We start from the raw sequence: 701 nt of genomic DNA, 5'->3' as shown, positions 1-701 counted from the left end.
CCGCCAGCGCGTCGTGGCGGGCGGCGTCGGACGACGAATATGCGCTCGGTCGTGGAGGCGATCCTCTATATCGCCTCGAGCGGCTGCCAATGGCGCATGCTGCCGGGCGATTTTCCGCCGGTTTCGACGGTGCGCGGTTATTTTTATTCTTGGCGCGCGATCGGACTGTGGCAGAGCATCAACCAGCTTCTGGTGATGGCGGCGCGGGAAATCGAGGGACGGGAGGCGCAACCGACGGCAGGGATTATCGACAGCCAAAGCGTCAAGACCACGGAAAGCGGCGGAATATCCGGCTATGATGCAGGCAAGAAGATTAAGGGCCGCAAGCGTCAGATTGTCACCGATACGCTTGGATTTCTGATCTTCGTGTTCATCCATGCTGCCGACATACAGGATCGCGACGGCGCACCCCATGTCCTCAAGGCGATCCGCCGCCGTTTTCCGTGGCTGCGCCACATCTTCGCCGATGGTGGCTACGCCGGAGCCAAGTTGAGGCGAGCAATGTGCGGCCATGGTGACTGGACGATCGAAATCGTCAAGCGTTCGGATCACGCCAAGGGCTTCGTCGTCCTGCCCAAGAGATGGGTGGTGGAAAGGACTTTCGCCTGGCTTGGACGCTGCCGCCGTCTCGCCAAGGATTGGGAGAAATCGATCGAAAGCGCAACCGCATGGGCGCAAATCGCTTCAATCAGAATGCTCAC

The 701-nt window shown here is 60.2% G+C and carries 1 protein-coding gene; it reads left to right on the top strand.

Features of this window, described 5'->3' with window-relative positions:
• Positions 1-701: IS5 family transposase (locus B5E41_RS30995; RefSeq protein WP_088397333.1), on the top strand; the 701-nt coding region annotated here is incomplete at both ends.

Origin of the sequence: Rhizobium esperanzae (assembly GCF_002204185.1) — a bacterium.
In the GTDB taxonomy this organism is placed as follows: Bacteria; Pseudomonadota; Alphaproteobacteria; order Rhizobiales; family Rhizobiaceae; genus Rhizobium; species Rhizobium esperanzae.
The sequence above is the reverse complement of the archived record's forward strand: the minus strand, read 5'-3'. Positions and strand labels throughout refer to the sequence as shown.